Below are 25924 nucleotides of genomic sequence, written 5' to 3' on the forward strand. Positions count from 1 at the left end.
CGCCAAAATCGTGCAACGCTTGGTGCATGGACTTGGAGGTATCGCCCGCGCTCACGATTCCCGCGTCGGAACTCGGCTGGCGGTTCTCGCGATCGTCCGGGCCGGGCGGCCAGCACGTCAACACTTCGGACAGCCGGGCCGAGCTCTCGTGGAACGTGGCCGGCTCGGCGGCGCTATCGGAGGGCCAGCGGCTGATGCTGCTCGCCCGCCTCGGACCACGCCTGATCGCAGGGGTGGTCACCGTGACCGCCTCGGAGCGGCGTTCCCAGCTGCGGAACCGCGAAATCGCCCTGGCCAAGCTCGCCGGCCTCGTGGCGGAGGGTCTTGCCCCCGAAGCTGCACCCCGCCGGCCTACCAAGCCCACCCGGGGCTCGAACCGCCGGCGCCTCGCCGCCAAGGAACAGCGGKCGGCGACGAAGCGGCAACGGCARCGGCCTATCGCCGAGTAGCGCCGCCCAGCAATTATCGTCACGGCACCACCAGGGCTTCGCTCCTCAGTGGCCCAGCCGGGCAGCGAAGCGGGCGATGGCGTCTTCCGGGGTTGGCACGGGACCGAAAACCTCTGCCTGGCGGCTCGTATTYGCCACGTAGCGTCCGGTATCGAACCAGGCCGCCATGGCTCCCATGTCGCTCATGAGCGKGGCGGACTTTCCCGCAACCTTGCCCACGGTGCGAAGCACTCCGGCGGGCATGGMCAGGACCCTGATCTTCTTGTCCGCCACTTTGGACGCCAGGGCGGCGCCTTCCCGCATGCTGATCGGGCGAGTCCAGCCGATATCGATGCGTTCCCCATCGGCGACGTGCGCGTCGACGGCCGCGGCGAGGTAGGCCGCAAGGTCGCTGGCCAGCACGAACGTCAGCGGGACGCTTTTRGAGCCGAGCCAGATGATGCGGCCCTTCTCGAACGGGTCACCGCCCATCAGGGCGACCTGGTCGAAAAATGCTCCCGGCCKCAGSGCGACGAAGGGGACCCCAAGTTCTTCGAGTTTGTCCTCGGTGAGCTTCTTGTGCCAGAAATGCGGCACGCCGGGTGTCTGGTCACTGGTRAGGATGCTGGTKAGMACGAAGCGTGGCACCCCGGCTTTGCTGGCGGCGAGGGCGAGATTGGTGTTGCCACGCGTGTCGATCTCRTGGGCGTTCTTGTTCTTCCCSGTGTAGCCGGCCGCCGTCGTGATGACCGCGGCGGTKCCGGTCATGGCGGAGACGAGCGAATCGAGGTCGAGCATGTCGCCGCGGGCTATCTCGACGCCCTTGGCCTGGAGTTTTCCTGCGTCCGAGGCCGGGCGGACGAGCGCGCGCACTTTCTTACCGTTGGCGAGAAGCCGGTCGACCACCTGGCCGCCGAGATGTCCCGTTGCGCCGACYACCAGGACAGGTTCCTGYWCAGACATTGGTGCTCCTAGCTGTTCTCTTCGCGGAAAGACCCAGTTAAGAGCAGGGTAGTCCGTGCCGTCGAAGAAGCTAGGGGGCAGCCTTTAGTCGGTGAGCACGGCGGGGCCGGCCACGCCGGTCCCGCCGTGCGAAGACAGTCCTAGTACTCGATCGGCTCGGACCGGCCCGTKYGCAGGGAGCGTGTGGCGGCCTCCGCGATGGCCTGKGCCTTGAGCCCGTCATCGAGCGACGGCGYCRGGGCAGTTCCGCCCGCYACCGCGGCAACGAAGTGGTCCAGGGCCGCCGCGTAGGTGGGCTGGACGCGCTCGAACCACCCGGGGTGCAGACCGTCGTCCACCACCTGSCCGGCGCTGTAGCGTGACACGGCTCCGGTGCGGCGGCGGCCGGCCTCGACCAGGCCGGYGGAACCCATGACCTCGATCCGCTCGTCGTAGCCGTAGCCCGTRCGCCGGGCGCTGTCGATCTGGACCAGCGCCCCGGTGGGCAGCCGCAGCGTGACCGCGGASGTGTCGACGTCGTCGTACTCGGYCAGGCGGGGATCGGCCAGGGCGGACCCCACCGCGAAGACTTCCACCGGGTCCAGTCCGGTGAGCCAGCGGGCGAGGTCGAAGAAGTGCACGGTCTGGTCCCGCATCTGGCCGCCGGAGGTGGCGATGTAGGACAGCGGCGGGATGGACGGYCCSCGGGTGGTGAGCTGGAGGAGTTCGACGTCGCCGATCCCGCCKGCGTCGATGATCCGCTTGAGTTCGGCATAGTCGCGGTCGAAGCGGCGGTTGAAGTCGACCATGACCGGCACGGCGCGCCCGGCGGCGTGGGCGGCCGCCTCCCGGGCCCGGTCAAGGTCCAGRTCAATCGGCTTTTCGCACAGCACGGCCAGGCCGGCGTCGGCGGCGCGGACCAGGTGCTGGGCGTGGGTGTCCGTTGAGGAGGCGATGAACACCGCGTCAATGTGTTCGGGATCGAACACCTCGTCCAGRTCCGCGGCGGCGCGGGCTCCGTGCGTGTAGGCCAGGGCYTTGGCCCGGTTCTGGTCGATGTCATAGACCMGGGARAAGTCGACGCCRGGATGGGCGGCGAGGTTGGCGGCGTGGACGGAGCCGATGAAACCGGCCCCCAGGAGGGCGAAGCGCAGCATGTCAGTGTCCTGTCTCGTGGAGTTCGTARAGGGCCGACTTCGGCGTGRTCCAGCCGGCGTCGTTGGTGTGCGATGCGGCCACCGCTTCGACGAACTGGACGCCGATCAGGCCGTCGCGGCCGGTGGGGAAGCTCAGTTCGCGGGYCGGGAKTYTTGTGCCGTCGCGGCGGGCGCGGAGCACCTCGGCGAGGTCGACGTAGAAGTTGGCGAAGGCCTCGAGGAAGCCCTCGGGGTGGCCCAGGCCCACCCGGGTGAGGCGKGTGGCGTCCTCGGAGAGCGTGCTGAGCCCCTGGGTGAGGATGGTGGTGGTGCCGTCGAGGTCCTGCAGCGTGAGGTGGTGCGGGTCCTCGTGCTGCCACTCGAGGCTGCCCTTTTCGCCGAAGACCCGGATGCGCAGGCCGTGGTTGTGTCCGGTGGCGGCCATGCTGGCCCACAGCCGTGCCGGCACGCCGCCSGTGAGGTCCATTTCCACCGTGGCGTGGTCGAAGACGCGGCGYYSSGGCACGAGGGTTTTCAGCCGTGCGGAGAGCCGCTCGGCGTCGAGCCCGGTGATGTAGCGCAGCAGGTGRTAGGCGTGGGTGCCRAGGTCGCCCACCACGCTGGGGAAGCCGGCGACGTCGGGRTCSGTGCGCCAGGASGCCTGCTTGTGCCCSAGCAGTTCCAGCGGYGTCGYGGCCCAGCCGGAGGCGTGTTCGACGTCGACAAACGTGACCGCGCCGAGCCRGCCGTCGCGCACCAGCCGGGCCGCGTGCCGGACCATGGCGTAGGCGGAGTAGCAGTGCGGGACGGCGAGCACGGCGTCGTGCTCAGCGGCGATCCGCACCAGTTCCGCGGCKGTGGCGGAATCYTGCGTCAGGGGTTTTTCGCAGACCACCGAGATCCCGGCTTCCAGRAAGGCGCGGGCGATCTCAAAGTGGCTGTCGTTGGGGGTGGCGACGGCCACGACGTCGACGCCGTCCSCGCGGGCKGCCTCGGCCYGCGCCATCTCGCCGTAGCTGGCGTAGGCRCGGTCWTCCGGGATGCCKAGTTCCGCGGCGAGGGCGGCCGAGCGGCCGCGGTCCCGGCCGAACACGCCGGCCAGGAGGTCGAACTGCCCGTCCAGCCGCATCGCGTACCGATGCGTCTTGCCGATGTCGGCGCCCGCGCCGCCGCCGACCATCCCGGCGATGAGCCGCCCGGACTGTGGTGCACTCATAACTATTCCTCACTGCTGGACATCTGCTTGGATGACTACTTGGACAAAYACTTGGACCGGTCCATAATGGACGGTGTSGGGATCMCTCGTCAACCCCTTATGCTGGGACGGCATCCACAGGAGGAGCGTCATGAACCACCCGCCGGCCCCCGGCCCACCGCCCCGCCGGCCCACAATCCGCGACGTCGCCGAGCGCGCCGGAGTGTCCAAGTCCCTCGTKTCCCTGGTGCTKGGCGGGTCCTCCAACGTCGGCGCCGGTCGCCGYCAGGCYGTCCTGGACGCGATGGCCGAACTCGACTACAAGCCCAACCAGCTGGCCCGCGGGCTGTCCAGCCCGCACAGCGGCACCGTCGGCGTGCTGCTGAACGACCTCCGGAATCCCTGGTTTGTCGAACTCCTCGAGGGCCTGAGCGCGACGCTGCACGCGGCCGGCGTCTCCCCCGTCCTCGTCGATTCCTACACCGACCACCGGGTGGGCCGCCGYTCCGTGGACACCCTGCTCGAGCAGCGCATCGACGGCCTCGTCGTCGTCGGCACCACCCCGGAAGAGGCGGCCCTGGAGGCMGCCATCGCCAGYGTGCCGGTGGTCCTGGCCGGYACCCGGGAGCCCGCGCTGCCCGGCGCGGACATCGTGGTGGACGACGACGTCTCCGGCGCCCGCCAGGCCGCCGAGCACCTCATTGSCCTTGGCCACCGGCGCGTCGCCCACCTTCAGGGTCCCGGCGAGATCGGCCGGCTGCGGCGCGAAGGCTACGAGGATGCGATGCGGAACGCCGGGCTTGCCCCATGGGTGGTGGCCGGCGGCATGAGCGAGGAAAGYGGGTACGACGCCGCGCGCCGCCTGCTCGCGGGACCGCAGCGGCCCACCGCGATCTTTGCCTTCAACGACCTCGCCTGCATCGGCGCGCTCTCGGCCGCCGCCGACCAGGGCCTGTCCGTGCCGGGCGATCTCTCACTGGTCGGCTACGACAACACGTATCTCGCCCGGATCCGCCACCTGTCCCTGACCTCAGTGGACAACGGCAACTTCGCCGTGGGCCTGCAGGCGGGCAGGTTCATCCTGGAACGGCGGGARCACCGGGATCTTCCGCAGCGCCTKCACCTCGTTCCGACGCAGCTGGTGGTGCGCGGCTCCAGCGGGCACGCCCCGGMCGGCGCYTAGCYGGMCGKCGCYTAACCCGTACCGTTCCAAAKCCGCCGCCACCAGGACTGCTTCGGTGCCGGCTCGGGCGRGGCAGCGGCGGCCGCGGCAGCCCGGCGCCCCCGCCAGCGGTCCAGTTCGACGTCGACGTCGCGCGTCTTGGTGACCACGGGCGGCCCGCCCTGGAGCTGCCGCCGGGCGTCGATGACCCGGGCGTTGAAGTCCGCCACGATCTCGCGCACCTGCTTTTCGCTGAACTGGGCGTCGAGCCGGGCATCCAGCTCGGCGTCCTCGGTGCGGAGCAGGATCGCTTTCGGGCCCAGGCCGGAGATGTTCTCCCGCTGGATCAGGCCCTTGACCCACCAGTCSGGGTCATACGCCTCGCCCAGGCCCGGAATGGGTTTGCCGGCGTACTTGAGGTTGTCGAACTTGCCCTGTGCCATGGCGTCGCGGATCAGGTAYTCGGCCTTGGCGGCRTCGTCGATCCGGGCGCGCTTTTGCCGGAGTTCCTCCTCKGCGGCATGGACCGCGTCATTCTCCTGGGTGGTGCTGCCCGAGGCCCGCACCGCCCGGAGTTCCGCGGCACGCTCCACCCGGCGCCGGAACGCACTGCTGGAACCACTCACGCCGCTGCTCATCAGCCACCACCGTCCTCGCCCGGAATCGCGGATCTGCCTTTCCAGTATGAGGAACGGCCCGGTGGTGGCAAAAGGCCTGCCCGGATTTCGTTCAGGGTTCCGCACTGGGTCCGGCGCCCAGGCTGGGCAGATCCTTACATTCCCGTAACTCGGTGTTAACCCACCCGTGCGAAGCTGGTGGCTTCGGATAAAACTAAGCATCCTTCCCATCCCTTCTGCACAGCAGGTCCCGAGGAGTTGCAGCCGTGAACAGCCAAAACCAGAGTGCGTCCGGAAGCCCCCAACCCACCAGCCGYRAGGAAGMGCCCCAGGATCAGGGCAGCACGCACGTCACGCATGTCCGCGAAGACGTGGCCATGGCGGGATGGTGCGGCAATGTCCACCTGCCCACCGGGCGCACMTGCACGTTGCCCGTSCGCCACCCTGGCTCGTGCAATTTCGTCGGGCCCGAGGAYGCGGAAAACGCCGCACTGCGCTAGGCMGCAGSGCACCGCAGCCGCAGGTTTGCGCAAGKATTCCGGCGGACCCCCGGCGTCTGGACGAGATGGCACTTCGCGGCAATGTTTGTCACGAACATTGCCGCGAAGTGCCCACTCGCGAAGTGTCCACTCGCGGGAGGCCCTGGCCGCCGGGTCGACTGGCCTGTTCAGTCCCCTTCGATGCAGAGGACGAAGCCGGGGAACACGTGCCGGCCGGGGCGGCCGCCCACCTCGTCGATRGCCCGGCGGATCTCCCGGAGTTGGTCCACTGTCATCTGCAGTGGTGGTTCCTCGGGMTGGTARGTGGTGAAGATCGGATAGTCGACGCCGGGCTCCCKCGACATTTCGATGTGGCAGCCCAGGACGTGCGTGACKGGGYGCATGCCACAGAACCGGATCAGCCGGTCGATGGWGCGGCTRAACGCGGACCAGTCCTGGATGTACAGCCGGCCGGGATAGACCGTGTCTCCRGTGAGCAGGAAMCCGGTGTGGGGATCGTAGAACGTGACCGCCGCGTTGTGGTGCCCCGGGCTGGGCCAGCATTCCAGGACGCGTCCGCCCAGATCCACGTGCGCCGTCTGAACGGCGGCGCCGCCGCCGTCGTCGCCGTCGGTGTCGGTGTCGCCGCTACTGCTGCCGTCGTCGTAGTCGCTGCCATCTGAGTCGCCGGAAAACCCGAAGAATTCCCATGCGCTCTCCCGGCCTGCGTCCACCAGAACGGTGTCGGGCCGGCCGGCGAACTGGGCGTCACCGGCAACATGGTCCYCGTGCGGRTGCGTATGGAGGACCAGGAGCCGGTATYCGTCGCGGGGATGAGCGGCCAGCCACCGGTCCACCAGGCCGTCGACAACGCTGCGCAGGGGGAAGAAGACCGCGGACGCGGTGGCGCCGGTGTCGATGAGCACGGCCCGGTCGTTGCCGAACAGCAGGAACATGAACGGCGCCTCGTAGTTGACGGCCATGTTCTGGCGCAGGATGAACGTGTGCTCGTCGCAGGCATGGACTTGGATGTCCGGGTCGGTGTTGTGCTTTGCGGACTCTGATCCGTGGATCCACGCCACGTCCAGATCGGCGRARCGTGGGCTTCCCGTCGTGAAGTCGATCAGCTCCGRGGGCGTSTCCATGCGTTCTCCTGTGTGCGGCGGCATYAGYGGGGGTGCGGCGGATGYCGGGTTCCGCAACGACGCACCAACACTCCATGATGACCGGTCCCGACGTCGGCGGGGCGCGCCACGCGCCGTACCCYGCCTAGGCCGCCATGCTCCGGGCGCGGTCCGGATCCGGAACGGCGGGCTTCAACCTCSGCGTCAGCAWKATGGCKGCCAGGGCCACGACGGCGAGCCCGGCGCAGGCCGCGAAGACTCCCTGGTATCCGAGCGTTGTCATCGATCCGAAGGCGATGATGGGGCCRGACACGATCGCKCCGACGCGCCGGGTGTTCACAAACAGGCCCGAGGCCAGCCCCGGCCGSGGAATGATCTGCTGGAACAGGGTCAGGCCTATCCCGGCGACAATCGCAAAGAACCACGCATTGAGGATCTGGAGGGCGATGAGGCCGATGGGGTCCGCGACGAAGGCCATGGCGGCGTAGTACGCAATCCCGGCWACACAGCCTGAGGTGATCAGCGCGTGGCTGGAGAAACGGGCGCTCAGCCTGCCAATCAGGAGCAGTGCGGGRATCTCCAGGGCCGCAGAGACGCCGAGGGCAACGCCGGCCCAGAGGACGTCGAGCCCGAGCCGGCCAGTCACGAAGAGCCCCATGATCGACACCGCGGCGCTGTTGCTTGCCTGCAGGGCGATGAAGGCGAGGACGACGGCGGCGACGCCCGCCCGGGACAGCGCCGGACCRTCGTCGTGGCTGGTCGCGGTTGGCGGGGCGCCGTCCGCCGRCGGTCTCMGGCGGAGCATGGCGGCCGTCGTGCCRATGTTGAGSAGGGCCACRGCGGCGAGGGCGAGCAGGATGGCCCGGTTKCCGAGCGTGCCCATGATRAGCGTCGCCAGCGGCGGCCCGGCMACCCAGGCGACCGAGACCACGGCACGGGTCTTCATGACGTCCGATTGGGGTGCACCTGAATGCTTGAGGTGCGCGAAGAGCAGCGACACACCGACTCCCGCCGGGCCTCCTAGGGCGACCAARCCGACGACGGCGACCGGCAGCGAGGTGGTTCCGGCGAGCACGCCGGCGAGGGCGAGGGTCAGGGCGGCGCAGACCAGGAGGGGCCGCAGATAGTTGTTCACGCGGTCGGCATAGGCCGGCACCAGCAGGGCCGCGACGAATCCGCCGGCGTTATACACGGCAAGAACCCACCCCACGTCTGCCGGGGTTGCGTCATAGAGCGCCACCAGCAGGAGCGCCAGCGCGGGGTTGAGGARRGCGAAYTGCAGCCCCCAGAGCAGGGCSGCCGACGATACCAGCAGGCGCGGCCGCCGCMSGGCCSGCGTTGYTTCCCTGGGWTGGCCGGCCGCGCTGGGAGCGCCCGTTCGCCGCTGACGCGTGTGCATGTAGTGGTCTCCTGTCAGGTCGCCGGTGCCGGAGGCGGTKCCCGTGCCGGTCCCGAAGTGCTAAATGCCCGCCCTCGGAGTCGCCGCACCGCAGGGGGCGGGCGCCGCCGCACCGCAGGCGTGGCGTCGGCGCCGGAGTGGGCGTGGGCGTCGGCCCACTGGCCACGCCCACGTCCTCTAGGCTAAGCGCGACCGCGACGGCCCGGGAGTGACTGCCAGTACCCCCTGTTGACCGGYACCGCCAAAACCCCATCGATTGSTCCATARGTGCCGTTCTGACCGGCCAAAACGGCACCTATGGAGCAATCGATGGRKTGGTGCTGGCGACTGTYCCGCCGCGGCGGCATAGGATGTGCTCACATCAGGTCGAGGTTGGGGGAACCACGATGGCACTCGGAAACAARCGYCGCCGCCTGTGGGCGGCGGTGCTCGCGCTGGGCCTGCTCACTGCGTGCGCTCCGTTCTCGCCTGCCGGTGGTCCCTTCGCACGGTCCATGCCGGCGTCGCCCGGGCCGGCCGCCGGTATTGAAGCCAGCCGGGACGCCGCGGCCCCGGACGGCGGCAGCCCACCGTCGGCTCCCGCGAAAGCGGCCCGCCTGTTCTCCCAGGCCGAGGTGGAGTCCCTGGCCGGCACCGACGCCGAGCCGGTGTTCGTCGCGGTGACGGCGGATCGTGATGCGGTGCTCGCGCTGGCGTTCTCCTCCGTGAGGAAACTGCCGGACTGTTCCCCCGCCAGACTGACGATGGAGAACGGTACGTTCACGGCGACCTACCAGCGGGCCTCGGCGTTTACCGAGGCTGACCAAAGCTACGCAGTGATCGCCACCATCTTCCTCAAGGGTCGACCCCCTGCCCACTTCCTCCGCGTGGCGGCCAAGAACGGGACGTTGTTTGTCCAGGCGACGATGCCCCTGGCCGACCCTGCCAACTACCGCGCCGAGGCGGACTTCCTCACCGTCTACATCAACCAGGTGGTCCGCGGCGAGCAGCAACTCCTGGACGGGGCCAGCCCCAGTCCCGGCCCCGGCCCGGAGCCCTGGCAGGAACCGCCCGGGGATATCGAAAGCTCCTGACCCCGGCAAAGACCCCATCGATTGCTCCGCAGACGCCCTTTTGAGGAGTCATWACGGMACTTATGGAGCAATGGATGGGGTTTCGTCCGYCRYCAGRGCCGCGGCGAACACGGTGACGTCGGCGGCCGCRGCGCTGTTGTCGAACTCAAGGCGCTGCTCGCCGCCACGTAGCGSGCACTTGAGGGCYGGCGYGCCTTGGTCCGCAGACCTAAAACGGKCCGCGTAACTTAGGAGCTTTTCCATATTTTTGGCGGTGGGCGCTGGATAGCATGGGGTGTCCGGACAGTGGAGTCCGGGCGGGTGCCGATGTCAGAAGGAAGCCCATGGCCGCAGCTACAGTGGATGACATCCTCGCGGATCTCCCGCTCGGTTTCGCCAGCCTCATTCTCCGGCCGGACCGCACGGACGCGGCGATCGAACGCTTCTTGATCGTTGACGCCGACGACGAGACCTCCGACGGCGGGTCGGCTTTCGTCCTGCTGATTGGCGTCCGCGGACGCTCTGCCTTGCCGGCAGTGCGCCGGCTCCTGAAAAACCCTCCCCTGGTCCTGGCCGTCAAGGGCAGCCAGGAGGAACTGGCCGAGGCCGAAGAGCTGCTGCGCGCCGCCGGGACCGGGCTGCTGCTGGTGGACCAGGCAGCTGACTGGGACCGGCTGCTGTCCATCGCCAAGGACCGGATCCAGCCGCGCAGCTACCAGAGCGAAGTCCTGACCCTGCTCGAAGAAGACCTCTTCGCCATCGCCCAGACCACTGCCCGGCTGACCTCCAGCCACGTGGTGATCGAGGACGCCGCCAACAAGGTCCTGGCGTACTCCACRGTCACCAACGCCATTGACGAGCTCCGCAAGGCCTCGATCCTGGCCCGGCGSGGTCCGCGSAARTACGAACTCCTGCTCAAGGACCTCGGCGCCTACCGCGAGCTGCATCGCACGCGCCTGCCGGTCCGGGTCCCCGCCCGGCCCCAGGACGGACTGCGGGAGCGGGTCGCCATCAGCYTGTTCGCCGGCGARCGCATCATGGGYTACATCTGGCTCCAGGAAACCGGTGCCGGYTTCGGCGACGACGTCGACTACGTGCTCACCGGCTCRGCCGCRCGGGCGTCCGCCGAGCTGATCCGGTACCGGAACCAGCAGTCCGTGCACATGCGCGAGGACCGGATCGTGCGGCTGTTGTCGGGTCCGGCGGAAGCAGCGGCGAGCGCGCACAGCGAGAAGATCCCCGCAGACCGTCCCGCGGCCCTGATCCTGATTGGCTTGTCGGCCGCAGAAGCCCAGATGGACGATGCCGCACTCAAACACGGCGAGCTGGCCAACCTCGCTTCCATCCATGCGGCCGCCTACAAGCCCTCGGCCATCGTGGGACAGTTTCACGGCGACACCGCAATRRTCCTTCCAGGGCTCCAGTCCGCCAACGCAGGGGCCGGGCTKCGAAGCCTGGCCGAGGCAATCGTCAAAGACGCCGGCAAGCACCTCGGCATCAGTCCCTACGCCGCCGTYGGACCCACGGTTCCCGATCTGGTCTCGATCCATTCCGTGACCGGAATATCCGARGCACTGCTGGGYTGCATGCGCCGCTCCGCCGGGGCCTCGGTGGCCACMGTGGACGACTTCGAAGCCGAGATCCTCTTCCACGACGCCGTGGAGAACTTTACGACGGCGTCCTTCCGGCACCGCAGCCTCTGGGCCCTGCTCCGCGACGACGCGGAACTGGCCGAGACCCTCCGCGCATTCTTTGACGCCTCCCTRGACGTGGCCGAGTGCGCCAAGCGGATGCAGCTGCATAAGAACACCGTCTACTACAGGATCGGCAAGGCCAGCCGGATCACCGGACTGGACTTCGGCAATCCCCGTCACTCACTGGTCGCGCACCTGCATGTTCAGGAGTGGACCGACTCCCCCCGAACCACGAAACCCGCCCCCATCAAGGAACTGGAAGCCCGATGACCCATCGAAACCCACCGAGCACCCTCACCCCGACGTCGGAAAGCCAGACAGACGGCTGCGAGGACGGCTGCTTCTTCTGCACCGGACCGGAAACCGACTAGGCAGCCCGGCCCAGCCCCGGGTCCGGGCCCGGTCGCCCCTCTCAAATACCCTCCGCCGCACCGGCGGAACTGCCCCATCCCAACCACCAGAAACAGTAGTGATGACAACGGAGTCCACAGCCACCATGACCGTAACTGACACGCAGCCGTTCGACGGCGACCTCCTCAACCCAGGCACTAACCTCGACTCCGTACCGCCAGCCCAGGCAGCTTCAGCTGCCGCCCCGGGAACCCTTGCCCTCGGCAGGACCCTCAAGTCCGCGGGCCACGTGATTGTCGATTCGCTCGTGGCGCACGGGGTTGAGCGCACCTTCGTTGTGCCGGGGGAAAGYTTCCTGGACGTCCTCGACGGGCTGCACGGCTCTGAGATCGAGACCGTGGYCTGCCGGCACGAGGGCGGCGCCGCCTACATGGCCGAGGCCGACGGCAAGCTGAACCAGCGCCCCGGCGTCGCCATGGTCACCCGCGGCCCCGGTGCGGCGAACGCGCACGTGGGCCTGCACACCGCATGGCAGGATTCCACGCCCATGCTGCTCTTTGTCGGGCTGATTCCGTTCGCGCACCGTGACCGCGAGGCGTTCCAGGAGTTCGACATCAAGGCGTGGTTCGATACCGGAGCCAAGCGCGTGATGGTCCTGGACCATCCCGAGCGGGCCTCCGAAATCGTGGCGGAGGCAATGTTYGCGGCCATGAGCGGCCGTCCCGGCCCGGTGGTGGTGGGCCTGCCGGAGGACATCATCCGGGTCCAGATTGATCCGGCCCTGCACCCGGCCATCCCGGTGGCGGCGGGCGGCATGAGCAGCACCGATGCCGGCGCCCTGGCCGAAGCCCTGGCGCAGTCCAAGAAGCCGCTCTTTGTCACCGGCGGGAACGACTGGACCCAGGAAGCGGCCTCGGAGCTCACCGKGTGGCTCGAAAAGCACCACATCCCGGCCGCSGCGGAATGGCGCACGCAGGGGACCGTSTCCTTCGACTCCCCCAGCTACGTGGGGCCGATCGGCTACGGCCGGCCCCGCCCCACCTATGACCTCCTGGAGGAAACCGACCTGCTCGTYTTCGTCGGGACGGTCCCGGGGGACGTGATCACGGACGGCTTTCTCTGCCGGCAGGACTGGAACAAGAAGAACTTCCTGGTCACCATCGATCCCTCGCTGCGCGGCCGCTCCGGCCCGGTCTCCCGCCAGATCCTGGCCAAGCCGGAGGCCTTCGTCCGGGATCTGGTCAACATCGACCTCCCGGTCAAGGAGGAATGGAAGGCGTGGACGGCMCGGATGCGCGCCGAGCAGCAGTCCTTCGCCAGCCTGCCGCCGTCGGCCCCCGGCAACGGGCCCGCGAAGATGGACACCCTGATGGCGAACCTGGTTCCGCTGCTGCCGGAGGACGCGCTSGTGACCTTCGGGGCCGGTGAACACACCAACTGGGCGCACCGGTACTTCCCCACCCGGCGCTACGCCTCGATGATCAGTGCCCGGAACGGCTCCATGGGTTACTCGGTGCCCTCGGCCATTGCCGCCTCGCTGGCCAGCCCGGARCGCCGGGTGGTCACCATCGCCGGYGACGGGGAATTCCTGATGAACGGCCAGGAGCTCGCCACGGCCGCSCAGTACGGGGCGACGCCGCTGATCATCGTGATGGACAACCAGGAATACGGCACCATCCGCACCCACCAGGAGCGGCACTACCCGGACCGGGTATCGGGCACGCAGCTGAAGAACCCCGACTTCGGCCTGATGGCACAGGCCTTCGGCGGCTTCGGCATCACCGTCACCCAGGACCAGGACGTGCCGGCCGCCCTCGAGGCAGCGTTGGCCGCCATTGACCGGGACCGGGTGTTCGCCCTGATCCACCTCGTCGTCGAACAGCGGGTCAAGGCCTACTAGGGGCGCGGCCCGCCCCGAAGYCGCCGGAAACCTGCGGRRTCGCCGGAACATGACGGCGAACCKGCGCGCTTCCGGCGACTTCGACGACGGYGGGAGCCKCCCGCCGTCGTCGTCYGCCGTCCTTCGCCRGCCGTCCTCAGGCGGCGGCGCGCGGGCGGCSGTCYTCARSCGGCGGCGCTCCCCGGCAAGGTCCGGGCGGAACCTACTCGCCCGTCTGGCCGTCCACTGCTTCGCGGAGGAGGTCGGCGTGGCCGTTGTGCCGGGCGTACTCCTCGATCATGTGGCACACGATCCAGCGCAGGCTCGGCGCCGAGCCATCTGGCCACGGGCGCYTAGCCAGCTGGTCSAGGCCGCCCTCCGCCAGTGCCTCCGCGACACTGGCCCGGGACCGGTCCACGGCGTCCTGCCACAGGGTGCGCAGCTGGTCCGGGGTGTCCTCCGCCGCGGAGTCCCACTCCCAGTCCGGGGTGGCCTTCCAGTCCACGGTGTCGAACGGCGCCTCSCGATCCCGTGCGTGCAGGGAACGGGAAAACCACTCGCTCTCCACATAGGCCATGTGCTTCAGCAGTCCGCCCAGCGTCATCGATGAGGCAGCCGTGGTCGCYCCGAGSCCGGCCGCGTCCAGCCCGGCGCTCTTCCACGCCAGCGTKGCCCGCTGAAAGTCCAGGAAACCCAGGAGGGTCGCGGCTTCGTCGGCTGCAAGGGGAGGCTCGGGGCGGCCCTGATCGTCCACAATTGTCATGCGCGTGAGTCTAGCGRCGCGGCCTCCGTCGGCCTCGTGGCGCGCCGAGSTAGTCCACTCGTCGGCCCGTCCCCTGCCCGCCCCGCCCGCCCCRCCTSCCCCRGCCTCGAACTCGCCGGAAACTCTCCGCGTCGCCGGAAAAGTACGGCGAACCCGCACGCTTCCGGCGACTTCGACGRCGGCGGCCGGCSACTTCGACGACGGCGGYGGGCCACGSCGGCGGCCGCKGGCGTGATCTCCGCGCAGGGAGGCTAGCCTGGCGTGACGGCACCCGCYACAGCCGTCMGCCCGGAAGGCCGCGGCAMCCGCACGGACCGACGGGCGCGCCGGCGGATGACGTACTCGGCCACCGCAAGGTTGATCACCCAGGCCGCSCCCAGRAGCAYTGCCCGGGTCGGCTCGTCGGGCGGGCCCACCAGCAGYATCCACGGCAGGCCCGTCAGCGCCTGCGTCCCGGCGGCTACGCCGATCGCRTAGCCYCGGGTCATCCACGCGCCRTGCCGSACRAAGTCSCGGCGCACAATCGCGGCGATTCCCAGGACGATGMYCGCCGCCATSGCCGAGCCGAAGACCAGCCGCAGGACGAAAAGCGCRGGCCCGTCSCCGKGCGGCARCGGATAAAAGAGGGTCATCCACAACCCGGACAAGGCGGCCAGCAGGCCCGCCGGCGCCAGGATGCTGCCGGCGATGCGGTGCCAGCCGCGGCGGCCCCGCAGCGAGGGGAGGAACTGGAACGCCCCGAGCARGCTGTAGGTGGTGACGCTGAGAATGTGCGTCACCACCGGCASGGGCGAGGCGAAGAACCGGGCGTTCTGGGGCGTGACGACGGCGCCGCCGGTCAGTTCCGTCAGCCGCGCCGCGCCAGCGATCACCGGGATGAGGCTGAGCAGGRTCARTCCGGCSGGCACGGGCCACTGGGGGCGGCGGCGGACGCGGGGCACAGGGGCGCTGCTGGCTTGTGTTGTCACGGSGTGGTCCTTGGCTGGAATGGCTGTCGGCGGTAGTGCAYGGGCCGAGGTGTACGGCGTACACCTGATGCGGCCACGTTAGGTGTACGGCGTACACTTGTCAATAGGGAACCGTTAGGGAAGGGTGGCCGGATGACYCAGCAAGCGGAGCGCACGCGCCGGATCCCGTTGAGCCGTGACCGCGTCCTGACTGCCGCCGTCGCRCTGGCCGATGAGGTGGGGATCGASGCGCTGAGCATGCGMCGGCTGGCCCAGGAACTCGGCGTCGTGCCAATGGCGCTCTACAAGCACGTGGCCAACAAAGAGGAACTCCTCGACGGCATGGTGGACTCCCTTGTCAGTGAGATCGATCCTCCTGTCCGCGACGCCGGTTGGAAGAACGCCGTGCGCCTGCGGGTRATCTCGGCGCGGCGGGCGCTCCTGGCACACCCGTGGGGCCGGCAGGTCCTGGAATCGCGCACGAACAAGACGCCGGCGGTCCTTGGCTACATGGACTCGTTCATCGGMATGTTCCTGGCCGGAGGCTTCTCCGTGGACCTGACCCATCACGTCATGCATGCCCTCGGCAGCCGCATGTGGGGGTTCACCCAGGAGCTGTTCGACGACTCCGCCGGCCAGAGCRTGGACGGGCCGGCGGCATTGGCGCCGGAAGCGCAGGCCGCCATATTCCAGGAGATGGCCGAGCGGTATCCGAACATCCTGAAGGTCGCCACCGCCTCCGMGCAYAAGGACTCCGTGGTGGGACAGGGGTGCGATGACCAGTTCGAATTCGAGTTCGCGCTYGACCTGCTCCTGGACGGCTTTGAGCGGCTTCACCGGCAGCACTGGACCTCTGCTCCGGAAYAGACGTCGACGCCGGCACCGGCCTAAGTGCCGACTACTCTTCCAGGAASCGCAGCAGGTACGGGATGGCGGTCCGCATGGCCCGCAGGTCGCCGCCACTCGCGGCCAGTTCGCCRAGGTAGTCKCCRTGGCTGCCGGGCACGATCATCAGGCGCGCCCCCGGAATGACGCGGGACATGCGCACGGCGTGTTCGGCACCCATGACGTCGCGGTCGGYGCTCAGCACCAGYGTGCGGGCCGTGATGCGGCGCAGGTCATCATCCGCCCAGCCGGGGAAGGTCAGGATCCGTTGGCGGTCGAGCTCGAACATCCGCTCGAGGTGTCCGGGCTCCGGATTCAGCCGGCGGTCCGCGTCCTTGTACACCTCCGGCATCTGATCGAGGGTGGCCGTCGCCATGCCCTCCCAGAACTCGTCGGCGACAGCGTCGCGGCTGACGAAGGTGGACGCGGCGATGAGGCACCGCACGGAATCCGGATACTTCATGGCCAGCGCCAGCGCGGTGTGGCCCCCGGCGCTGAAGCCGAGCACATCCACGGACTCCACRTTGAGCTCATCCAGCACRGMCTTGACGTCCTCGGCCGAGTTTTCGGCGGTCAGCGGGCGRCCGGTGGCGSCGGTGCGKCCGTGGCCTTCCTCGTCGACGGCGATCACTTGGCGGCTCTCGGCCAGCAGCGCGGGGATGAGGCCGGCGAAGCTGGTCTCAATAGTCGAGCCTCCGCCGGGGATCAGCAGCAGCGGGGGCCGGTCGGCCAGCGCGGGGCCATGGACCTCGTAGTACATGCGGAGGTCGCCGTTCGCCGCGTATCCGTGCGTGAATGCCACAGGGCATGTTACCGCCGCACGGACCGGGCTGAACAGGGCTTCGCGGACGACGGCGGGAGATTCCCGCCGTCGTCCGCTTGCGTCGCWGCTCAGGCGTTGACGGWCTCGGCGAGGATCGCGTCCACCTGGCCCAGCGCTTCCCTCATGCCTTCTTCCATGCCCATGGCGAGGATCTTCTCCATCTGTTCCTCGGACTCGAACGTGGACARGATGGTCATTCGGGTACGGTCGCCGAYTGGCTCCAGCGTGACGACGGCGTGACCGGCGCCCATGTCGGYCACGGGATCGCCGTTGTCATCCGCGAAGCCGTCGTCGAACTCCAGGCGGTGCGGCGCGTCAATGGCGGTGAACCGCCACCAGCCGCGGGGYTTCTCCCCCTCTGGCCCCGTCATGAAGTAGCTGGCCGCGCCRCCGGGGACAAACTCGTGCGTCTCGAAMGTRGCCGGCCACGTGGGCGGTCCCCACCAGCGTTCGAGCAGTCGCGGGTCTTCCCAGACCTGCCAGACGCGCTCCACGCCGGCGTCGAACTCGGCGACCACGGTGAGGCTCAGCGCCTCAAGATTCTTGACTGAATTGGTAACCGTCATGACGAACCCTTCCCATCCTTCATCTGTGCTGGTTGTGCCTTGCTGGTTTGCTTGTTGASYGTTTTCGTATTGACTGGTGCTGTTGTGGCCGTCTCGGCGAGGAGGGCGGCGATCCGGTCGGCSCGCTGCCGCCAGATGACTTCGTACTCGTCGAGCAGCCGGCGGGCCCTTTGCAGTCCGTCGTGGTTGGCCCGCACAATCTGCTCCCTCCCCCGCTTCTCCTTGGAGACAAGGGAAGCGCGTTCCAGGACCGCCACGTGTTTCTGGACGGCCGCGAAGCTCATGGCGTAGAGGGCAGCCAGTCCGGAGACCGAGTACTCGCCCACTGTCACCCGCCGCACGATGTCCCGGCGGGTGGTGTCGGCGAAGGCTTGGAACAGGCGGTCAAGTTCTTCGTCGCTGAGCTGGTCTCGGAGCTGATCTACAACCATTTGGTTGTAGGATAGTCCGGCCGCTTCAGGGGTGTCAATGGTTTGGCGGGCCTCAGGCCGCCGACTTCGCGGGAACCCGCCAGCTCGCCGGAGGTGTACGGCGAGCCCGCAGGTGTCCGGCGATTTCGCGCAACGCGGCCGCCGCACACCACCCCTGAGACCGTCGGGGTGCCCGAAGGGCCCTGACACTGCGTGGCCTGGAGCCCCTGTGCCAACAATGCCGCGAGCGTAGAGTGAGCCCATGAAGCGCGTGGTTATCGACCGCTTCGGCGGCCCCGAGGTCCTAACAGTGGTGGAGGTCGACGATCCACGGCCCGGTCCGGGCGACGTCCGCGTCAGGGTCCTGGCGTCGGGTGTCTCGTTCACCGACTCACAGCTTCGCGCCGGCACGTATCTCGGCGGACCGAAGCCGCATTTCACGCCCGGCTACGAGCTCGTGGGCATCGTTGATGAGATCGGGCCCGGTTGCTCGCGCGTWAGGGTGGGAGACCGCATCGGCGCGCTGACTGTGTGGGGCGCCAACGCCGAGCGCGTCTGCGTGCCGGAGGCATACGCGGTGGAGGTGCCTGAGGACCTCGACCCGGCCGAGGTCGTGAGCCTCGTGTTCCCCTACATGACCGCYTACCAGCTGCTTCACCGCACRGCCAAGTCGAAGCCCGGGGAGAGCGTTCTGGTTCACGGCGCGGCCGGCCGGGTAGGCACCGCGATCCTCGAGTTGGGGGCGCTGGCCGGCCTCCGCCTCTACGGGAGCGCCGCGGGCCGGGATCGCGCCGCGGTGGAGGAGCTGGGTGCCGTGGCGATCGATTACCAGAACGAGGACTTCCTGGCCCGTGTCCGCGCGCTCACCGTCGACGGCGTGGACATCGCGCTCGACGGAATCGGTGGCCCGCTGTCGCTGCGCTCCTTCCGCGCACTCCGGCCCGGCGGACGGCTCGTCGTGTTCGGCCGCTACGCCACCATCGCGCAGGGGCGCAAGAACTGGCCSGGMGTCATCGCCTGGTACGCCGCGACCGGGACCGTCGCACTCTGGGGCTGGCTGTCGCCCSGCAGAAAGGTGCTKTCCTACCGGATYCAGAAATTGCGCMTCCATCACCAGGACTGGTTCCAGGCCGACTTCCTCGCGCTGCTCGAGATGCTCCGCCGCGGCGAGATTCACCCCGTGGTGGCCGAGCGTCTRCCGCTTTCCGAGGTTCGTCGCGCCCACGAGCTGCTGGGGAGCACCGCGACAAAGGGGAAGATCGTGCTCGTACCCTGAGSCCGGCATGGTCCCCGCCGCAGCATTACGAAGCGCAGCCCACCGCCGAGTTCGCCGGAAGCCTGCGAACTCGCCGGAAGSTTACGGCGACCYCGCGGGTTTCCGGCGGCTTCGSGAGTTTCCGGCGGCTTCGCGCGCGGCAGCGATCGGGATAGTTTTAGGGGATGACGGCAAGCTACAGGTACGACGTCGAGGTCCTGCACCTCCTCGTGTCGCCGGCGCACGCCTACTTCGGCCGGGCACGCGATGGCGCCGCGCAAGTACCCACCGCCGACGCGGACCGGGTGGAACTGGTGGCCGGCAAGGGCATCGTCGGAGACCGGTTCTTCGGCAAGGCCGCACACATGGACGCCGCCGTCACCCTCCTCTCGATCGAAGCCCTCGAGGCGATGGCCGCGGAACTGGGAGCCGGGCCCTTTGACCCGCTCCTGACCCGGCGCAACGTTGTCCTCAGGGGTGCACACCTCGCTCCGCTGCTTGGCCATGACTTCGCGCTCGAGTCGAGGGGGAACGTGGTCCGGCTGCGGGCCGGACGGCCCGCCCATCCCTGCGCCTGGATGGACCGGATGCTGGCCCCGGGCGCGCACGCCGCGATGCGGGGCCGGGGAGGCGTTCGCTGCCAGCCGCTCTCGGACGGCCTTCTCAGCCGCGGGCCGGCCGTGCTGGTCAGCCCCGTTCCCCTGGACCCCACGCAGGCCGGAATTCCCACGCTGCTGCGCCCGTCGCGGCTGCCATAGCGGACACCCGCTGCCGTGGCAGCCGGCCGCGGCCGTATGCCCTATTCCCGTCCTGCGTACTCCCGCCCTATTGCCGCTCAGCGATTGCTTTCACGCTCTTCACCAGGCTGTCCCACATGCCCTTCGAGTGCTCGGCCTCCTCGGCACTGGCGTTGTTGTCCTGTGAGAGTGTGAATTCGGTCGTGCCGGGCCGTTCCTCGAGCGTCCAGGTAAGCGTGTGGTAGTTCTCGGGCGCATCCTCCTGGCCGCTCAGCGGGCTGAAGTGCGTGACAACGAGCCGCCGTCGGGGTTCAAACTCCAGGACGCTGCCTCGGTCCTCGTAGGCCTTGCCGTCCCAAACGCCGCGCCACGCGATGGGTCCGCCGACCGTCCAGTCAGTCACGACGTCGGTGCCGAACATGAACTCCTTGATGGCGACAGGGTCCGTGAGCACGGACCATACCCGGCTCGCGGGCGCCTCGATGGTGATGGTCGACGTCGCCACATATTTATCAGTCATAGCTTTCCCTTTTCACTCGGAATCGGCTTCACCCGGAATCGGCTTCACTCGGAATCGGTCAGCGCCGGCAGCGCCCGGCACCGAGACTACTCCGCCAGCCGGAGCGGCCGTAAGCCTGTCCCCACCACGGCGCATCCGCCGATCCCCCCGGACGCACGGTCGCTAGGCCGGGTAGATGGCGATGGCCGTGGCCTTGATGACGAAGTAGACGGTCATTCCCGGGGTGAGGCCGAGGTCCGCTGACGCGGCCGGGGTGATGTCCGCGGAGAGGCCGCCGGCATGGACGCGGATCTGGTCGCCGTGCGGTTCAAGGTCCGTGATTGCCACCGCGAATGAGTTCCGCGGGCTGCCGTGCTCTTCGGTGAGGAAGACAGATACTGCCGAGGGCGGAAAGACCGCGACGCCGTCCTGCCCGGGGTCGATGCTGCCGTCCTGGTGGCCCGCGACCACCATCCCTGCCGCAGTGGTGACGCCGGCGGCGCTGACGGTGCCGGCCACGAGGTTCAGCCCGGCCAGGCCGGCGGCGAACCGGCTGCGGGGTCTTTCGAGGACGTCGCGGGTGGGTCCCGCCTCGCTGATCCGGCCGTCCTCGAGGACGATCACCCTGTCGGCCAGCATCAGGGCGTCCAGGATGTCGTGGGTGATGATGATCGCCCGGCGGCCGGCGAGGACCCGTTTGAGCAGCCGGCGGAGCAGCGGGGCCGCGTGAATGTCGAGGGCTGCCATCGGTTCATCGAGCAGCAGCAGGTCCGGGTCGGCGGCGAGGGCGCGCGCCACGGCAACGCGCTGGGCCTGTCCGCCGGAGAGCTGCCCGGGACGCCGCGCGGCGAGGTCCCCGGCGTCGACTTCGGCGAGCCAGTGCATGGCCGTCTCCCGGGCCGCGGCGTTGGACGCGCCGGCACTGCGGGGCCCGAACGCGACATTGTCCAGGGCACTGAGGTGCGGGAAAAGGAGGGCCTCCTGGGCCAGGAGCGCCGTGCCCCGGGTGTGGGGTGCCCGCCAAATGTTCTTCTCCGCCGCCAAATCGAAGAGGACCCTGTCCCCGAGCACGGCCCGGCCGGCGTCGGGGCGCAGCAGCCCGGAGATGATCGAGAGCAGTGTCGACTTGCCGGCACCGTTCGGGCCGAGGATGGCGATGGTTTCGGCCGGTCCGAGGCTGAGCGAGACCTCGAAGCCCCGTGCCGCGAGGGTTGCGTCGAGCTGAAAGGTCACTGGAATGCCCCTTCCGGTGCTGCGCCGACGCGCGGCCGCCGGTAGGAGAGTCCGACGACGGCCACCGCCACTGCGACCAGCAGGAGGGACAGCGCGACGGCGGCATCGGCGTCGGTTTCGCGTTGCAAGTAGATCTCCAGCGGAAGCGTGCGGGTGACGCCTTGCAGGCTTCCGGCGAAGGTCAGGGTGGCACCGAATTCGCCCAGGCTGCGGGCGAAGGACAGGACAGCGCCGGAGGCGAGGCCGGGCAGCACGAGCGGGATGGTGACGCGGCGCAGCACGGTGCTGGGGCGCGCCCCGAGGGTTGCGGCGACGGCCTCGTATTTGTTGCCGGCGGTTCGCAGGGCGCCTTCGAGGCTGACGACAAGGAACGGCATGGCCACGAACGTCTGGGCGAGGATGACGGCGGTGGTGGAGAACGCGATCTGGATGCCGGCCAGTTCGAGGCTCCGGCCCAGGAGACCCTGCCGTCCGAACGTGTACAGCAGGGCGATGCCTCCCACCACTGGCGGCAGCACCAGGGGCAGCAGGACGAAGGCCCGGAGCAGCCGCTGGCCCGGGAACGGGCTCCGGGCCAGGACGAGTGCCAGGGGCACGCCGAGGACGATGCAGAGGGCGGTGCTGGCCGKGGAGGTGCGCAGGCTCAGGCCCAGGGCAGTGAGCGAGGATTCGGACGTGATCAGCGGGATGAACTGCGGCCAGTTGACCTTGGCCACCATGGCCACCAGCGGCAGCAGGACGAAGAGTGCTCCTGCCGCCGCGATGGCGTAGATCCAAGGCGGGATCCCGGTGTAGCCGGTGCCGCTGCGTGGGTTCATGCCGTCCTTTAGGGGGCGCCGAATCCGGCGTCGCTCAGGACTTGCTGGCCCTCGCTGCCGGTGACCGTGGCGATGAAGGCGGCGGCCAGCTCCTTGTTCTTGCTCGTGCCGACGGTGGCGATCGGGTAGGTGTTCACGGCCTGGTCCGACTCGGGGAAGGGGATGCCCTTGACCTTGTCGCCGGCGGTCTTGACGTCGGTGACGTAGACCAGGCCGGCGTCGGCCTCACCGGAGGTGACCTTGCCCAGGACATCAGTGACGGAGGATTCCTCGCTGACCGGCGCCAGGGTGGTACCTGTGGCTTTTTCGACGGTGGCGGTCGCGGCGCCGCAGGGAACCTGGGGTGCGCAGACAACCACCCTAACGCCCGGCTTGGCGAGGTCGGCGAAGGAGCTGATCGACGCCGGGTTGGACGGCGGGACTGCGATCTCCAGGACGTTCGTGGCGAAGTTGACCGGGGCGCCGTCGATCAGTTTTGCGTCGGTCAGCTTGGTCATGTTCTTGGTGTCGGCAGAGGCGAAGACGTCCGCCGGGGCACCCTGGGAGATCTGCGTGACCAGGTCCGAGGAGCCGGCGAAGTTCAGCGTGATCTTGGTGCCCGGGTTCTTCGCCTCGAAGTCGCTGGCCAGCTTGGTGAAGGTTGACTTCAGGGAGGCCGCGGCGAACACGGTCGCAGTGCCGGACAGTGACGGCGCCGCGGAGGCGCTCGCGGCGGCCGGGCTGCTTCCCGTGGCTGCGGGGGTTCCGGAGGCGCAGCCGGCCAGGGCTGCAGTCAGGGCGCCGGCGGCGAACAGTGCGGTGACGTGCTTGCGGGCGATGATCATATGATGCTCTTTCCGTGGGGCGTTTCGATGATGACGGTGGTGGCTTTGACCACGGCTGTCGCGACGGATCCGAGCTCCAGGCCCAGTTCCCGAACCGCTTCGCTGCTCATCAGGGACACGACGCGGAAGGGCCCGCACTGCAGCTCAACCTGGGCCATGACCTTGTCGGCGGTGATTCCCGTGACGAGGCCGACGAACCGGTTGCGGGCGGAGCGGCCCACCTTGGTGGGGTCCTCGGGAAGCTGGGCCTGGTCGCGGGCGAGGTGCGCAAGTTCCAGGCCATCCACGGCCAGACGGCCGGAGTCATCCTTGACCGGGGTCAGGATCCCGCTCTCGGTCCAGCGCCGGACGGTGTCGTCGCTGACCCCGAGAAAACGTGCTGCTTCTGATACGCGAATTTTCGGCATGACACCATAATCTCCTATTTGCGGAAGATATGGGCATTCTGATCCGCAAATCAGTAAGAAATCATCGCGTTGCGGATTGTTCGCGTCGCGAAGAGAGCCACCCGGCCTCCAACGAAGCACCCAGCAGGGCGCCGCATTGCGGCGTCCCGCTGGGACGCTGGAGGCGCTTCGCCTAGGCCAGGACCTTGTCGAGCTTGGTGAACGAGGTGCCCCAGCCCTCGCGCGTCATGTCCAAGAATTCGGCGCTGTCGAATGGTCCTTGCGTGAGATGCAGCCGGGTCCGTCCGCCCAGGTCCTCGAACTCCAGCCGCATCTCGAGCTGGACAACGGTGCCGGCGTCGGGCTCCGCGCGCTGGGTGGCCACCAGGAGCGACGGCGGGTCGAAGACGGAGATCACGGCGTCGATCGGTCCTTCCTTGGCGGCGCCGCCCTCCTCCCAGACCATGACCAGCTGCCACGCGCCTCCGACGCGGGGCTCAACGACAATCCGGTCCCTGGGCGAGTCCACTCCCACGGGGCCGAACCAGGCGGCGAGCTGGTCTGGATCCGTGAAGGCCTTGAAGACCAGCTCGCGGGGAGCATCGAAGTCCCTGGTCATCGAGAGAATGTGGGACTCATGGGTGTTCTGTTGGGTGCTCATTGCCTGGCTCCTGATTCTTGGGAACTTGCTGGATTTTTCGCAGATGCGCGTCGAGGCGGCTGAAGCTGGCATCCCAAAAGCGCCGGTACTCTTCCATATATTCGGCAACCTCGCGCAGCGGCGCGGCCTCCAGCTTCGAGGAGCGCCACTGCGCATTGCGGCTCCGGGTGATCAGGCCCGCGGCCTCCAGGACCTTGAGGTGGCGCGAGATCGCGGGGAGGCTGATCTCGAAGGGCTCGGCCAGCTCATTGACGGTGGCTTCGCCCTCCGCCAGCCGGGCCAGGATGGCCCTGCGGGTGGGGTCGGCGAGCGCCGAGAAGATGAGGCTGAGCCGATCGGTTGACACCGGGATGCTTCCTTCGTATTTAAYAATTCTGCTAATTAACTGATGTGTTAAATATGCGCCTGCGTGCGGTCCGGCGTCAAGGGTTTTGTGATTTCTGTTCCCATGCCCGCTCCCTCGATTTCGGCGCCCGTCCGGACCATAATCGGAGCTATCCAGACAACGCTTTGCCGAGAGGAGCCGGCCGTGGCAACCACGATCTTTCGGGCAGGGATGAGATATGCGGCCGCCGCCCTCACGCTGGGCGTGGTCCTGCTGACCACAGGATGCTCCTACGACAATTCGGCGGAAACCGCGAAGATCACACCGGCGACCAACGGGATCAACACCGTGGTCGGTTCGATAAAGCTGGCGGACATGCTCATCCTCTCCCACGCAGCGGACCAGCCCGGGCGGATCATCGGAACGGTGTTCAACGCCTCCTCAAAGGACGCTACCGTCACCATTTCGGGCGCCTCAGGGGCTCCGGTATCGATTCCGGTCAAGGCCAACGGCCATACCTCCCTGGCCCAACCACCGGCCATGACGCTGGACCCCTCGGGCGGAGCCCCCGGCTCCATGGTCACGGTGCGTGTGAGCGAAGACGCCACGGGCACGTCGGCCGATGTACAACTTCCGGTCCTGAACGCGACGCTGCCCGAATACGAGTCCTACATGCCCGCGGCGCCCGCATCCGGCACCTCCTCCCCCACGCAATCCGGGAGCACGGCTTCGGCGGGCACGGCTGGCCCCAGCCCCAGCCCAACCACCACCAGCCCAACCACCGCCAGCCCCTCCCCCAGCCCCACTCCGTAGTCCCGGCGAACGCCGGGACCGCTAGGGAAGAGCGGTTCCGGCGTGCGCCGGGGACCGCTAGGGAAGAGCGGCGACGACGTCGATCTCGACCAGGAAGTCACCCAGGAACGATCCCACGGTGGTTCGCGCCGGGTAGGGGGTTTCGACGAACCCTGCGTAGATGGCGTTGAACCCGGCGAAGTCCCGGCCCGGGTGGTTCAGGTGCACGGTGGCCTTGACCACGTGGGAGAAGTCCAGGCCGTGCGCGCCGAGGACGGCGGCCAGATTCTTCATGGTCTGTTCGGTCTGCTCTTCAATGGTGGTGCCGACGGTTTCGCCGGTGGCGGGATCATGCGGGGTTTGGCCGGCAGTGTAGAGGAAGCCGTTGGCGGCGATGGCCTGGGAATAGGGCCCCGCCGGGCTGGGCGCGAGGTCGGTGCTGATCTGCTGTCGCGACATTGGATGTTGTCCTTTCATGCGGGCGGCCTGATGGCCGGCCCGAGTGGGTGATGGCAAGTTGGTGATGCTCGGTTGCCGGTGGT

At 68.7% G+C, this 25924-nt stretch carries 28 protein-coding genes; 9 read left to right on the forward strand and 19 right to left on the reverse strand.

All coding sequences use genetic code 11. The annotated features are described in order from the left end of the window. Positions 1–26: 26 nt before the first annotated feature. The gene (gene arfB / locus AC1DEY_RS19070) at positions 27–449 is read left to right on the forward strand and encodes an alternative ribosome rescue aminoacyl-tRNA hydrolase ArfB (RefSeq protein ID WP_476869333.1); all 423 of its coding nucleotides are present in this window, start codon (positions 27–29) and stop codon (positions 447–449) included. A gap of 45 nt (positions 450–494) precedes the next feature. On the opposite strand, the gene AC1DEY_RS19075 is transcribed toward arfB, so the two are convergent. The 3 genes from AC1DEY_RS19075 to AC1DEY_RS19085 all read right to left on the reverse strand — a co-directional run bounded on the left by AC1DEY_RS19075 (position 495) and on the right by AC1DEY_RS19085 (position 3722). After that, entirely contained in the window at positions 495–1391 is an 897-nt protein-coding gene (locus tag AC1DEY_RS19075) for an SDR family oxidoreductase (RefSeq protein WP_476869334.1), read from the reverse strand. Positions 1392–1531: 140 nt separating this feature from the next. Continuing rightward, entirely contained in the window at positions 1532–2527 is a 996-nt protein-coding gene (locus tag AC1DEY_RS19080) for a Gfo/Idh/MocA family oxidoreductase (protein ID WP_476869335.1), read from the reverse strand. Between the two features lies 1 nt (position 2528). Continuing rightward, complete coding sequence (locus AC1DEY_RS19085; protein WP_476869336.1) at positions 2529–3722, reverse strand: Gfo/Idh/MocA family protein; 1194 nt, start codon at positions 3720–3722, stop codon at positions 2529–2531. A gap of 130 nt (positions 3723–3852) precedes the next feature. Between AC1DEY_RS19085 and AC1DEY_RS19090 the strand changes: the two genes are divergently transcribed. Further along, positions 3853–4884, forward strand: coding sequence for a LacI family DNA-binding transcriptional regulator (locus AC1DEY_RS19090; protein ID WP_476869337.1), 1032 nt, complete (start codon positions 3853–3855; stop codon positions 4882–4884). Positions 4885–4895: 11 nt separating this feature from the next. Here the strand turns inward: AC1DEY_RS19090 and AC1DEY_RS19095 are convergent, their stop codons facing one another. The 3 genes from AC1DEY_RS19095 to AC1DEY_RS19105 all read right to left on the reverse strand — a co-directional run bounded on the left by AC1DEY_RS19095 (position 4896) and on the right by AC1DEY_RS19105 (position 8398). After that, positions 4896–5501 carry a DnaJ family domain-containing protein gene (locus tag AC1DEY_RS19095; protein ID WP_476869376.1) on the reverse strand — a complete coding sequence of 202 codons (606 nt, stop codon included), beginning with the start codon at positions 5499–5501 and terminating at the stop codon, positions 4896–4898. 646 nt (positions 5502–6147) lie between these two features. Then, positions 6148–7104 carry an MBL fold metallo-hydrolase gene (locus tag AC1DEY_RS19100; protein ID WP_476869338.1) on the reverse strand — a complete coding sequence of 319 codons (957 nt, stop codon included), beginning with the start codon at positions 7102–7104 and terminating at the stop codon, positions 6148–6150. A gap of 124 nt (positions 7105–7228) precedes the next feature. Then, positions 7229–8398 carry an MFS transporter gene (locus AC1DEY_RS19105; RefSeq protein WP_476869377.1) on the reverse strand — a complete coding sequence of 390 codons (1170 nt, stop codon included), beginning with the start codon at positions 8396–8398 and terminating at the stop codon, positions 7229–7231. 470 nt (positions 8399–8868) lie between these two features. Here AC1DEY_RS19105 and AC1DEY_RS19110 point away from each other — a divergent pair, with 470 nt between their 5' ends. From AC1DEY_RS19110 to AC1DEY_RS19120, 3 genes are all read left to right on the forward strand, one after another. Then, positions 8869–9555 (forward strand): hypothetical protein, encoded by a 687-nt coding sequence (locus tag AC1DEY_RS19110; protein ID WP_476869339.1) that lies wholly within the window; start codon positions 8869–8871, stop codon positions 9553–9555. A gap of 323 nt (positions 9556–9878) precedes the next feature. After that, complete coding sequence (locus AC1DEY_RS19115) at positions 9879–11498, forward strand: PucR family transcriptional regulator (RefSeq protein ID WP_476869340.1); 1620 nt, start codon at positions 9879–9881, stop codon at positions 11496–11498. 226 nt (positions 11499–11724) lie between these two features. Further along, positions 11725–13479 carry a thiamine pyrophosphate-dependent enzyme gene (locus AC1DEY_RS19120; protein WP_476869341.1) on the forward strand — a complete coding sequence of 585 codons (1755 nt, stop codon included), beginning with the start codon at positions 11725–11727 and terminating at the stop codon, positions 13477–13479. Positions 13480–13681: 202 nt separating this feature from the next. Here AC1DEY_RS19120 and AC1DEY_RS19125 read toward each other — a convergent pair whose 3' ends face one another. Both AC1DEY_RS19125 and AC1DEY_RS19130 read right to left on the reverse strand, forming a co-directional pair. Further along, a complete protein-coding gene (locus AC1DEY_RS19125; protein WP_476869342.1) occupies positions 13682–14221 on the reverse strand; it encodes a DinB family protein in 540 nt (179 codons plus the stop codon). A 251-nt stretch (positions 14222–14472) separates the two neighbouring features. After that, on the reverse strand, positions 14473–15189 hold the full coding sequence (locus AC1DEY_RS19130; RefSeq protein WP_476869343.1) for a DUF2306 domain-containing protein: 717 nt from the start codon (positions 15187–15189) through the stop codon (positions 14473–14475). Between the two features lie 132 nt (positions 15190–15321). Between AC1DEY_RS19130 and AC1DEY_RS19135 the strand changes: the two genes are divergently transcribed. Then, positions 15322–16059: a TetR/AcrR family transcriptional regulator gene (locus AC1DEY_RS19135; protein ID WP_476869344.1), complete on the forward strand. Its 738-nt coding sequence runs from the start codon at positions 15322–15324 to the stop codon at positions 16057–16059. Between the two features lie 7 nt (positions 16060–16066). Here AC1DEY_RS19135 and AC1DEY_RS19140 read toward each other — a convergent pair whose 3' ends face one another. The 3 genes from AC1DEY_RS19140 to AC1DEY_RS19150 form a co-directional block, all read right to left on the reverse strand. After that, positions 16067–16855, reverse strand: coding sequence for an alpha/beta fold hydrolase (locus AC1DEY_RS19140; RefSeq protein WP_476869345.1), 789 nt, complete (start codon positions 16853–16855; stop codon positions 16067–16069). Positions 16856–16944: 89 nt separating this feature from the next. Next, positions 16945–17442 (reverse strand): SRPBCC family protein, encoded by a 498-nt coding sequence (locus tag AC1DEY_RS19145; RefSeq protein ID WP_476869346.1) that lies wholly within the window; start codon positions 17440–17442, stop codon positions 16945–16947. Beyond that, complete coding sequence (locus AC1DEY_RS19150; protein ID WP_476869347.1) at positions 17439–17873, reverse strand: ArsR/SmtB family transcription factor; 435 nt, start codon at positions 17871–17873, stop codon at positions 17439–17441. Before AC1DEY_RS19150 ends, AC1DEY_RS19145 begins: the two co-directional genes overlap by 4 nt. 241 nt (positions 17874–18114) lie before the next feature. On the opposite strand from AC1DEY_RS19150, the gene AC1DEY_RS19155 reads away from it, so the two are divergent. Both AC1DEY_RS19155 and AC1DEY_RS19160 read left to right on the forward strand, forming a co-directional pair. Continuing rightward, on the forward strand, positions 18115–19128 hold the full coding sequence (locus tag AC1DEY_RS19155; protein WP_476869348.1) for a medium chain dehydrogenase/reductase family protein: 1014 nt from the start codon (positions 18115–18117) through the stop codon (positions 19126–19128). Between the two features lie 164 nt (positions 19129–19292). After that, positions 19293–19865 carry an MOSC domain-containing protein gene (locus AC1DEY_RS19160; RefSeq protein ID WP_476869349.1) on the forward strand — a complete coding sequence of 191 codons (573 nt, stop codon included), beginning with the start codon at positions 19293–19295 and terminating at the stop codon, positions 19863–19865. A gap of 67 nt (positions 19866–19932) precedes the next feature. On the opposite strand, the gene AC1DEY_RS19165 is transcribed toward AC1DEY_RS19160, so the two are convergent. The 7 genes from AC1DEY_RS19165 to AC1DEY_RS19195 form a co-directional block, all read right to left on the reverse strand. Beyond that, positions 19933–20364, reverse strand: coding sequence for an SRPBCC domain-containing protein (locus AC1DEY_RS19165; RefSeq protein WP_476869350.1), 432 nt, complete (start codon positions 20362–20364; stop codon positions 19933–19935). Positions 20365–20526: 162 nt separating this feature from the next. Then, positions 20527–21576 (reverse strand): sulfate/molybdate ABC transporter ATP-binding protein, encoded by a 1050-nt coding sequence (locus AC1DEY_RS19170; RefSeq protein WP_476869351.1) that lies wholly within the window; start codon positions 21574–21576, stop codon positions 20527–20529. After that, positions 21573–22394 carry an ABC transporter permease gene (locus AC1DEY_RS19175; RefSeq protein WP_476869352.1) on the reverse strand — a complete coding sequence of 274 codons (822 nt, stop codon included), beginning with the start codon at positions 22392–22394 and terminating at the stop codon, positions 21573–21575. The genes AC1DEY_RS19170 and AC1DEY_RS19175 overlap by 4 nt, the downstream gene beginning before the upstream one ends. 8 nt (positions 22395–22402) lie before the next feature. Further along, positions 22403–23218, reverse strand: coding sequence for a molybdate ABC transporter substrate-binding protein (gene modA, locus AC1DEY_RS19180; protein ID WP_476869353.1), 816 nt, complete (start codon positions 23216–23218; stop codon positions 22403–22405). Then, complete coding sequence (locus AC1DEY_RS19185; RefSeq protein WP_390203796.1) at positions 23215–23625, reverse strand: TOBE domain-containing protein; 411 nt, start codon at positions 23623–23625, stop codon at positions 23215–23217. Before AC1DEY_RS19185 ends, modA begins: the two co-directional genes overlap by 4 nt. A gap of 172 nt (positions 23626–23797) precedes the next feature. Beyond that, positions 23798–24265 carry an SRPBCC family protein gene (locus AC1DEY_RS19190; protein ID WP_476869354.1) on the reverse strand — a complete coding sequence of 156 codons (468 nt, stop codon included), beginning with the start codon at positions 24263–24265 and terminating at the stop codon, positions 23798–23800. After that, complete coding sequence (locus AC1DEY_RS19195; RefSeq protein WP_476869355.1) at positions 24240–24611, reverse strand: ArsR/SmtB family transcription factor; 372 nt, start codon at positions 24609–24611, stop codon at positions 24240–24242. The genes AC1DEY_RS19190 and AC1DEY_RS19195 overlap by 26 nt, the downstream gene beginning before the upstream one ends. Before the next feature lie 183 nt (positions 24612–24794). On the opposite strand from AC1DEY_RS19195, the gene AC1DEY_RS19200 reads away from it, so the two are divergent. After that, positions 24795–25403 (forward strand): hypothetical protein, encoded by a 609-nt coding sequence (locus AC1DEY_RS19200; RefSeq protein WP_476869356.1) that lies wholly within the window; start codon positions 24795–24797, stop codon positions 25401–25403. A gap of 57 nt (positions 25404–25460) precedes the next feature. On the opposite strand, the gene AC1DEY_RS19205 is transcribed toward AC1DEY_RS19200, so the two are convergent. Then, positions 25461–25841, reverse strand: a complete 381-nt coding sequence (locus tag AC1DEY_RS19205) for a RidA family protein (protein WP_476869357.1) — start codon at positions 25839–25841, stop codon at positions 25461–25463. Positions 25842–25924 lie beyond the last annotated feature (83 nt).

Source organism: Arthrobacter sp. 05T47, from assembly GCF_056395825.1.